Annotated in this window: 8 protein-coding genes and 1 pseudogene; 6 read left to right on the forward strand and 3 right to left on the reverse strand. The window is 65.7% G+C overall.

The genetic code is table 11. From position 1 onward, the window contains the following. Window positions 1–57 precede the first annotated feature (57 nt). The 3 genes and pseudogenes from dctP to IEW15_RS24440 form a co-directional block, all read left to right on the forward strand. Window positions 58–954 (forward strand): annotated as a pseudogene (gene dctP / locus IEW15_RS24430) (TRAP transporter substrate-binding protein DctP); the annotation flags it as partial. Window positions 955–961: 7 nt separating this feature from the next. Beyond that, complete coding sequence (locus IEW15_RS24435) at window positions 962–1573, forward strand: TRAP transporter small permease subunit (RefSeq protein WP_188582986.1); 612 nt, start codon at window positions 962–964, stop codon at window positions 1571–1573. Continuing rightward, window positions 1570–2856: a TRAP transporter large permease gene (locus tag IEW15_RS24440; protein WP_188582987.1), complete on the forward strand. Its 1287-nt coding sequence runs from the start codon at window positions 1570–1572 to the stop codon at window positions 2854–2856. The genes IEW15_RS24435 and IEW15_RS24440 overlap by 4 nt, the downstream gene beginning before the upstream one ends. A gap of 6 nt (window positions 2857–2862) precedes the next feature. Here the strand turns inward: IEW15_RS24440 and IEW15_RS24445 are convergent, their stop codons facing one another. Next, window positions 2863–3615 (reverse strand): hypothetical protein, encoded by a 753-nt coding sequence (locus tag IEW15_RS24445; RefSeq protein WP_188582988.1) that lies wholly within the window; start codon window positions 3613–3615, stop codon window positions 2863–2865. 97 nt (window positions 3616–3712) lie between these two features. After that, window positions 3713–4369, reverse strand: coding sequence for a TetR/AcrR family transcriptional regulator (locus tag IEW15_RS24450; protein WP_188582989.1), 657 nt, complete (start codon window positions 4367–4369; stop codon window positions 3713–3715). An 88-nt stretch (window positions 4370–4457) separates the two neighbouring features. Between IEW15_RS24450 and IEW15_RS24455 the strand changes: the two genes are divergently transcribed. Together IEW15_RS24455 and IEW15_RS24460 are read left to right on the forward strand one after the other, a co-directional pair. Beyond that, window positions 4458–5072, forward strand: coding sequence for an NAD(P)H-dependent oxidoreductase (locus tag IEW15_RS24455; RefSeq protein WP_188582990.1), 615 nt, complete (start codon window positions 4458–4460; stop codon window positions 5070–5072). 128 nt (window positions 5073–5200) lie between these two features. Further along, complete coding sequence (locus IEW15_RS24460; protein ID WP_229708752.1) at window positions 5201–6157, forward strand: cyclase family protein; 957 nt, start codon at window positions 5201–5203, stop codon at window positions 6155–6157. A 112-nt stretch (window positions 6158–6269) separates the two neighbouring features. Here IEW15_RS24460 and IEW15_RS24465 read toward each other — a convergent pair whose 3' ends face one another. Further along, window positions 6270–6671: a MerR family transcriptional regulator gene (locus IEW15_RS24465; protein WP_188582991.1), complete on the reverse strand. Its 402-nt coding sequence runs from the start codon at window positions 6669–6671 to the stop codon at window positions 6270–6272. A gap of 80 nt (window positions 6672–6751) precedes the next feature. Here IEW15_RS24465 and IEW15_RS24470 point away from each other — a divergent pair, with 80 nt between their 5' ends. Then, window positions 6752–7615 carry a hypothetical protein gene (locus IEW15_RS24470; RefSeq protein WP_188582992.1) on the forward strand — a complete coding sequence of 288 codons (864 nt, stop codon included), beginning with the start codon at window positions 6752–6754 and terminating at the stop codon, window positions 7613–7615. Window positions 7616–7672 lie beyond the last annotated feature (57 nt).

The raw sequence follows: 7672 nt of genomic DNA on the forward strand, positions 1-7672 counted from the left end.
GATTCGACACCCCGAGCCTAACGGCTCAAGGCGAGCAACGCCGCTCTCCCTTTTTCAACAATGACCGGGACATCCCCCGGCCAGATCACCGGCAACATTCAGGCCATCAACACCCTTGGTCTCGGCGGGCTTGAGGTGGTGAAGCTGATCAAGTCCGGCGTCTATGACCTGGGCTTCGGCTCCTATTCCTATATCGCCTCGGGCGATGCGGTCTTTGAAGGCATCGATCTGGCGCTCACCCCCGCCAATGCCACCGAGACCCGCCGCATGGTCGAGGCTTACGAGCCGGTGATGCGCGAGGCCTTCGCGCGCATTCACGCCATCCATCTTCTGGCGAGCTATCCCTTCCCCGCCCAGAGCATCGGCTGTCGCGACGCCTTCTCCAGCATCGACGATCTGCGCGGCCGCAAGATCCGGGTGTTTTCCACCACCCTTGGTGACATGGCGGAAGGGCTGGGCGCGGTGCCGGTGTCGATGCCTTTCCCCGACGTCGCCCCGGCGCTTCAGCGCGGCGTCATCGACTGCGCCGTCTCAGGGGCCTTGTCGATGTATGTGGCACAGTGGACCGATGTCGTGAAATACATCTATCAGGTGCCGGCCTCGGGCGGCATCGCCTTCCTTGCCATCGGGGCGAACAAGTGGAACAGCCTCACGCCCGAGACCCGCGGCTTTCTGAGCGAACAGGCCGCAGCCTTTTCCACCCGGGCCTGGGACGCGCTCGATGCCAGCAATGAACAGGGCCTCGCCTGCCTGACCGGCCAGGGGGCCGCCTGCACCTATGGCAAGCCGGCATCCGTGACCCTGGTCGAAACCACGCCCGCCGATGACGCGCGCCGCCGGGCCCTGCTGGAAGACGTGGTGCTCAAGAAATATGCCGCCCGTTGCGGGGCTGCCTGCACCACACAGTGGAATGCCACCATCGGTGCGGCGCTGTCGCTGACCGCAGCGGAGTAGCCGGCCCATGTCGACCCCGTCGAAATCCCCCGCCGCATCCCGGATCGAAAACAGGACGGCATCCCTGCTGGTCTGGGGCGGTGGCGTGGCGCTGATCGTGATGGCCTTCGTCATCACGATCGAGGCCCTGATGCGCAAATTCCTGAACCATTCCTTCGGCGGGGTCGACGAAATCACCAGCTATGTCTTCGCCGCCGCATCGACAGCCGCCTTTGCCGCCGCGGTGCTGAACGGCACCCATATCCGCATCGCCATTCTGCGCGACCGACTGGCCCCGCCCTTGCGGGTGGGGCTCGACCTCATCGCCTGGGGCTGCCTGGCGGTGGTGTTCGCCATCCTCGCCTGGCGCGGCACCCTGCTTGCCATCACCTCGTTCACCGACGGTGCCCGCTCGGTAACCCCGATGCGCACGGCCCTCTGGATCCCGCAGGGCATCTGGGCGCTTGGTCTGACGATGACGGTCCTGGCGGCACTGATGCTGGCGGTGCGGGCCATCGGCCGCCTGCGGGCCGGCGACCGCGCCGGCGCTGCCGCCCTGTTCGCCCCCGTCGACGAGGTCGCATCAACCTTGGAACCGGTCATCAGCTCTGGCGACACCGAGAAAGGCCCCGGCCGATGATCATGGCAAGCCTTCTGATCCTTCTGGGCCTTCTGGCCCTCTCGGTGTCGATCACCGCGGCCCTCGGCATGATGGGGCTGGTGCTCGCCACCACCTTCACCACCGTGCCGCTGGAGCGGATGGTCGGCGACGTCGCCTGGCAGGCCATGGCCTCGGACACGCTGGTCGCCATCCCGTTCTTCATCCTGCTGGGCGAAATCCTGCTGCGTGCCGGCATCGCCGAAAAGATGTACACGGCCCTCAGCGCCTGGCTGTCCTGGCTGCCGGGCGGCACCATGCATGCCAATATCGGCGCCTGCGCGCTGTTCGCCGCCGCATCCGGGTCCAGCGTCGCCACGGCCGCCACCATCGGCACGGTCTCCATCCCCGAAATCGGCCGGCGCGGCTATCATGAGCGTCTGTTTCTGGGCACGCTCGCAGCCGGCGGCACGCTCGGCATCCTCATCCCGCCCTCGGTCGCCCTCATCCTCTATGGCGTGCTGACCGAAACCTCGATCCCGCGGCTCTATCTCGCCGGCATGGTGCCGGGCATCGTGCTGGCGGTGCTGTTCATGATGCTGATCGCCGGTGTCTGCCTCGCCATTCCGCGTGCCGGGGGCCATCCGGCGCGCTTCGACCGGGCGGCCTGCATCAATGGCCTGCCCGATCTGGTGCCACCGCTGATCATCTTCGGCGTCGTGGTGCTCACCATCTATGCCGGCATAGCCACGCCCACCGAGTCGGCGGCCTTCGGCGTTGTCACGGCCCTAGGGCTTGCGGCCTGGAAGCGGCGCCTGACCTTGGCCATGCTGCGCGCGGCGATCGAGGGCACCATGCGTACCACCGCCATGGTGGTGGCGATCGTGCTCACCGCCCTGGTGCTCAACTTCGTGATGACCTTCCTCGGCATCTCGCAGCAGATCACCAATGCCGTGCTCAGCCTCGATCTCAGCCCCACGGCGCTGATCCTGGCCATCGTTATGTTCTATCTGGTGCTCGGCTGCTTCATGGAGAGCTTCTCCATCATGCTGATCACCGTGCCGATCATCGTGCCGGTGGTCACCGCCATGGGCTATGACCCGATCTGGTTCGGCATCCTGCTGACCCTGCTGCTGGAAGCGGCCCTGATCACCCCGCCGATCGGTGTGAACCTCTATGTCGTGCAGGGCGTGCGCCCGGCGGGGCCGATCACCGATGTCATCATCGGGGCCCTGCCCTTCGTCGGCGTCATCTTCGCGATGATCATCCTGCTGATCGCGGTGCCGGACATCGCACTCTGGCTGCCATCCCTGGTCTATGACTGACCCGCATCACCAGGGTGCCGTGGTGCCCGGCAGCCAGCGGTCGCGCATCCACCGGTGCGTGGCCGCAACCAGTTTTTCGGTATAGCCCGGCAGTTCAGGCCCGATCAGCGGCAGGTCGAAATCCGCGATCGTGCGGGCGATGCCGTCATCATCCAGCGCCCGGCCGGCGGCAACCGCATGCCGGGCGATCTCAAGCTCCTGGCCCCAGAAATAGATCGCCGTGGCACCGACATTGGCCTGCATGCGCCGGACCTCATCGACCCGGCCGTCATTCATCAGGGGCAGCCAGATATCGGGCATCAGCAGATCGACCGGCCGGTCGGGAACATAGCTATAGGCATCGCCCTCGACGATGCGGATCTTGGCCCGCGCCGCCGCCGGCAGTTGCGCCACGATATCAAGCTCTTCATGCAGCGCCCGCACATCCGGGTCACGTTCGACCACGGTCACCGCCGTCACCGCATCAACGAGCGCACTGGCCACCGCCGACCAGCCCATGCCCAGCCCATAGATCAGCACATGGCCGGATGCCAGCCGCACACCGATTTCCTGGCTCTCGATCTCCATCGGCGTGGTCGACATCCACGACTGCCGGTTCCGCAGCAGCACCGCCATGTCCTGCACCAGCACCGATCCGCTCCAATAACCGGGCGCCACGTTCAGCGGCACCACGCGCAGATCCCAATCCCCCCGAACGACGGGGCGATAGCGGGGGATGAACAGGTCGGTTTCGTACAGCGCGGGCATCGTCACGGTCATATCCACTCCGGGGCGTTCTCGACCGACTGTACATGGCGCGCCAAGCGGGCGGCAAGTGCCGGATGGGTTGCCTTATCCGTAGCCATCCGCATCCGTCTTATGCCCGGTCGTGATCGCCACCCTCGCCGGCATCGCCACCGACCATGGCGATGATGATGCGGAACAACGCATCCTTGGCGTCGTCGGGCGTGATCTCGCCGGCAGCCGCGGCATCCGACACCCCGTCGGCGGCACCGAGCATCGCCCAGAACCCCGCCGCATCCAGAGCGCGCCCGGCGAAAGGACCATGGCCGGCGAAAGGACCAAGGATCGCCCGGCACTTGTCGATGAAAGCCAGTTGATATTGCCGCTTCAGCGCGCCGAGTTCCGGCGAGCCGGCAAGCGCTGCGAGCACGCCCGGAATCTCCCGCCCCTGGGTGAGCACGCAATCGACATAGCACGACGCGATCACCCGCGCCCGGGGCGCCAGTGCGGGCGCGACCTCGGCGATGGCCTGATCCATCAGCGCCGTCTGGCGGGCGTCATAATCCTGATACAGCGCCGCGAGCAGGCCGTTGCGGGTGCCGAAATGGTCATAGACCACCGGCTTGGTCACACCCGCCCGCTCGGCGAGCCGGCCCAGGGTCAGGGCATCGGTCCCCTCCTGCCCGACCACCTGCCATGCGACGTCGACAAGCTGGCGCAGCCGGTCTTCCCGTGTCAGGCGGCGGCGCGGAGCCTTGAAGCCGGAGGCGATCGGTGATGGCGGTTTCATGCTTGACACGCTCTATATACCAAAAGTAACTTACTAAAAGTATATAATATCTCATCGCCTGTCGCAATCAACCAACGGGACAATCGTGATGCATGCGCTCATCGTCGTCTCCCACCCGGATCCCGCCTCTCTCACCCATGCGGTGGCCGGTCATCTCGCCCAGGGCGTGCGGTCTTCAGGGGCCGGGCGAACCGCCGACCTCGCCGATCTCGCCGCCGAGGGGTTCGCCCCGGCCTTCACCGCCGCCGACATCGCAGCCAACCAGCGGGCCGCGTCGCCCACCCCGGATGTTCTGGCCGAACAGGCCCGGATCGACCGGGCGGATGCCCTGGTGCTGGTCTACCCGGTCTATTGGTGGTCGATGCCCGGCCAGTTGAAGGGCTGGATCGACCGGGTGTTCACCAATGGCTGGGCCTATGACGAACTGCCCGATGGCCGGCTGGTGAAAAAACTGGGCCGACTGCGCGTCCATCTGGTCGCGATCGGCGGGGCCGATCTGCGGACCTACGCCCGCCACGGCTATTTCGGTGCCATGCGCACCCAGATCGACCATGGCATCTTCGGCTATTGCGGCGCGCGCGTGCTCACCACCGATCTGCTGCTGCCATCCGATGCCGGTGCCCCGGCATCTCATCTCGACACCGCGCGCGCCATCGGCGGCCGGCTGTTCGCCACCGCGCAACAGGGCGTGGACGCGGCCTGACGGCACGTCCATGCCGCGTGACCGCAGGACGGGCGGGCTCGACTTGGCGGCGTCATCATCCGAGGATGGTCACACACCCCGGAACCTCATGCGCCCGACGGCACGCGCATCCGCACAGGAGTCCGATCATGAAGGCAGCACGCAACCCGGCGCGTCTCGCCGCTCTGCTGGTCGCCGGCATCGTCCTTGTCCCCGGCGCCGGCATCGGCACGGCATCCGCCCAGGACACATCACTATGGGCGCTCTACGACCAGAGCCTGAAATCGGCGAAATACATCGACCTCACCCATGCCTTCGAACCGGTCCAGCCGGTCTGGCCGGGCTTTTCCAATGCGCGCTTCAAGCCGGCGGTCGCCGGTCAGGATATCCCAGGCTATGTCGCCGCCGGCGACGAATTCACCTATGACAAGCATGGCTTCGTGGCCAGCGCCTATGACCTGACCACCGATCAGTACGGCACCCAGCTTGATCCGCCCTCGCACTGGAACCCGCTTGGCGCCACGATCAGCGACCTGCCGGCCACCTATGCGGTGCGGCCACTGGTGGTGATCGACATCAGCGGCAAGGTGGCCGACGATGCTGGCTATCACCTTCAGGTCGCCGATATCGAGGCCTGGGAGACGAAGCACGGCCGGATCCCCGAAGGCTCGGTCGTGTTCGTCCGGTCTGACTGGTACAAGAAGTGGAGCGATACCGCCCGCTTCAATCAAAAGCCCTTTCCGGGCGTCGGGCTCGACGCGCTGAAAGTCCTTCACCTCGACCGCAAGATCCTGTTCCACGGCCACGAGCCGCTCGACACCGACACCACCCCCACCCTCGAAGGCGAGCACTGGTTGCTGCACAATGATTTCGTGCAGGCCGAAGGTGTCGCCAATCTCGACAAGGTGCCGGAAGCCGGGGCGCTGGTGACCATCGGTTTCGCGAAGCCCAAGGGCGGCTCCGGCGGCTTCGCCCGCTATGTCGCGATCGCCCCCGCCGACTGGCCGGAGGGTGTGTCGATCGCCGACGCGCCGGGCGCGCCCCTGCCCCGGCAACCCGCGCCACTGGTGCGCGACCAGAACGGTGTGTTCCGCCCGGCGCGCTGACCGGTCGGCGAGGCAACGCCAGGGCCGGACGCTCAATCGTTACAAGCCGATGCATGTTTGCGATGGCCGGGCGGTTACGGACGGCCCAGCGCTGTCTCGATGTTTGCAGGTGTCACGCGCCTTTCTTTCGAAGCGCATTGTCCTGATCCATCTCCCGAGGATAGGGGCGTTCGTTTATCACGTCGTCGATCCAGCCCAGGACCTGCTCCCGACGGAGCGTCACGTCCGCGAGATGACGGTCGACATCCCGCAGCTTGGCATAGAGCGCGCTCAGTATCTGATCCTTTGGAGGATGCTTCCCGCCGGCTCTGGTCAAAGCGGCCCTGATCTCGCTGAGCGAGAAGCCGAGTTTCGTCGAGTCGTCGATGAGGCGAAGCATCGCCAGGATGCTTTCCGGGTAATCGCGATAGCCGTTGTCGCTTCGCTCAGGCTCCGGCAGCAGGCCTCGGGCTTCGTAGAAACGAATGCGGGATGCCGACATTCCCGCGCGGCGCGCCAATTCACCGATCCGCATCGATTGCCTCTTGACCTTAAACCCCAGTTGAAGGTGTAGCACATCGTCCTGAGATGGAAAACTCAGGGGGAGAAAAAGCTGTGACCGACGACCACATCAACACGCCGAGCGGTGTCAGAACCGGCCAGCGTCCGCTCTGGACGCCGCAGGCATCGATCTGGCTTGCCGCCGGATTGATCGCACTGCTTCTGTCGGTCGGCGGGAGATGGAGCCTGCCGCTTGCCGCCTGGATCGCGCCGATCTTTCTCCTGCGTTTCAGCCGGATGAGCCGGCTGAGCATCGCAATTCCGGTTCTCGTCGCCCTGTGTTTCCTCCAGATGGTCTGGATGGGCCTCGAATATGCGGTGGACCTCACGAACAACCCGACTTCCTTCATTCTTGCCGTGATGTTGGGATCGATCTTCGCGGTTCCCTATGTCCTCGACAGGCTTCTTGTCGGCCGCCTGAACGATCTCGGCCACCTGCTTTTCTTTCCCGCGGCATGGGCGGGGCTGGAGTTTGCCGTCGGCGTGATCCTGCCGGCGGGAACAAGCGTCGGCATGCGCGCCTTCACCCAGGCCGAAAACCTCGCACTCGTCCAGGTCGTCTCCCTGACGGGGCCCTACACCATCGGCTTTCTCATCGGTCTGTGCGCGACGACGGTCAATCACATCTGGCGGGAGCCGTCCCGCCGCAACCTGATGCGCTGGGGCGGCGCCTATGCGACGCTGCTTTTCCTCGTCATGGCCAGCGGCGAGGCGCGACTGTCCTTCGGCGCGAGGCCGCTCTCGGCACCTGTTGTGAAGGTTGCAGGCATCACCTCGCCCCAGCCGCTTCGCCAGCAGGCGCGCGAGTTGGTCACCATGGCCAACTTTCCCCCGACTGCGGAGGTGAGAGCCGCTCTCGCGACCCCGGAGATGAAAGCGCTTTATGCCGAGGTGGGGGGATGTCCCGGTCATTGTTGAAAAAGGGAGAGCGGCGTTGCTCGCCTTGAGCCGTTAGGCTCGGGGTGTCGAATCCTC

It is taken from the genome of Tistrella bauzanensis (assembly GCF_014636235.1).
Taxonomy (GTDB): domain Bacteria; phylum Pseudomonadota; class Alphaproteobacteria; order Tistrellales; family Tistrellaceae; genus Tistrella; species Tistrella bauzanensis.

What these genes read in the sequence shown, in the direction of transcription:
- IEW15_RS24435 (WP_188582986.1), top strand. Translation starts at nt 962, where the DNA reads ATGTCGACCCCGTCGAAATCCCCCGCCGCATCCCGGATCGAAAACAGG.
- IEW15_RS24440 (WP_188582987.1), top strand. Translation starts at nt 1,570, where the DNA reads ATGATCATGGCAAGCCTTCTGATCCTTCTGGGCCTTCTGGCCCTCTCG.
- IEW15_RS24445 (WP_188582988.1), bottom strand. Translation starts at nt 3,615, where the DNA reads ATGACCGTGACGATGCCCGCGCTGTACGAAACCGACCTGTTCATCCCC.
- IEW15_RS24450 (WP_188582989.1), bottom strand. Translation starts at nt 4,369, where the DNA reads ATGAAACCGCCATCACCGATCGCCTCCGGCTTCAAGGCTCCGCGCCGC.
- IEW15_RS24455 (WP_188582990.1), top strand. Translation starts at nt 4,458, where the DNA reads ATGCATGCGCTCATCGTCGTCTCCCACCCGGATCCCGCCTCTCTCACC.
- IEW15_RS24460 (WP_229708752.1), top strand. Translation starts at nt 5,201, where the DNA reads ATGAAGGCAGCACGCAACCCGGCGCGTCTCGCCGCTCTGCTGGTCGCC.
- IEW15_RS24465 (WP_188582991.1), bottom strand. Translation starts at nt 6,671, where the DNA reads ATGCGGATCGGTGAATTGGCGCGCCGCGCGGGAATGTCGGCATCCCGC.